The organism is Oleiphilus sp. HI0117, from assembly GCF_001635235.1.
Map to the genome: position 1 here is coordinate 1 of NZ_LWGA01000096.1, position 1,058 is coordinate 1,058.

2 protein-coding genes are annotated in these 1,058 nt (G+C 44.9%); both read left to right on the forward strand.

Going from position 1 to position 1,058, the window contains the following annotated elements:
• The first annotated feature begins 331 nt into the window (after positions 1-331).
• Positions 332-610 carry a hypothetical protein gene (locus A3757_RS01385; RefSeq protein WP_068553444.1) on the forward strand — a complete coding sequence of 93 codons (279 nt, stop codon included), beginning with the start codon at positions 332-334 and terminating at the stop codon, positions 608-610.
• 15 nt (positions 611-625) lie between these two features.
• The coding region (locus A3757_RS01390; RefSeq protein ID WP_156506090.1) for a TonB-dependent receptor plug domain-containing protein at positions 626-1,058 on the forward strand (433 nt) is incomplete at its 3' end.

Sequence of the window (1,058 nt, forward strand, 5' to 3'; positions counted from 1 at the left end):
ATCAACCCATAAACTCAGTTGGGAAAGCGTTGGGATATGAGGGTGTTCAGAAGCTTCCTGAAGGTCGATCGCGGCGATAGCAGTCATAAATCCGTTTTTCGCAGAAAATAGAAAATAATATTGGGGAAACGAAGTGCTACGTTAACACAGAATTTCCATCAGTGGGACAAAAATAGTAGTGAGTATTCTAGAGCGCTTTGAGGCTGGTATTTTTACGGATCTATCCTATAGTCAAAAGACTATAAATAGTATAAAAAAGCGAGCTACGAAATAATGATATCTACTGGATGTCCAGTACGTAGTCGCGAAAAAATCTAAGAGAATAGTTTAAATGTCTCGCAAGCCGATTTTTACCTCATCTTCCATTCTACTTTGCTCTATATTGTCAGCGACGGCTTGGGCCGATGGACACTCGCCGACAGAAGCAAAGCAGCCATTAAAACTAAAGGATGTGACGGTAACGGGGACCAAAGAAGGCGAGGTGAAGCTCCAAGAAGTACCGGCAGCAATTTCGGCCTACACCGAAGAAGATATGAGCGATGCTGGTATTGGAAATATCAAAGACCTGCGTATGCAAACGCCGGGGTTGAACCTTACACATAATGGCTAGTCTGCACGGCTCTACATGCGTGGTATTGGTAGTAACCTGGACTTTATTGGTTCAGACCCAAGTGTCACCGTTCACGTCGATGGTGTTTACCAATCTAGAACAACCTCAATTCTTGAAGACTTTCTCGACGTTGAACGAGTCGAAATACTGCGTGGGCCACAAGGTACTTTGTATGGTCGAAACTCTACCGGCGGTACGATTAACCTGATCACTAAAAAACCAGAAGCGGAGTCTAGCGGTAAGCTATTCGCAGAAGTTGGCTCGTATAGTTTTCGCAGCGTAGGCGGCATGATAAACGGCACAATTTCTGAGGATAAGGTTCTAGGCCGTTTAGCTGTTGTTAAGACCGATCACGATCCTTACGTCAAGAATACTGCTGCAACAGGTGTTGATGGTTTATTGGATGACGACTCTTTAGCGACTCGCGGGGCATTGCGCTTTTTGCTCG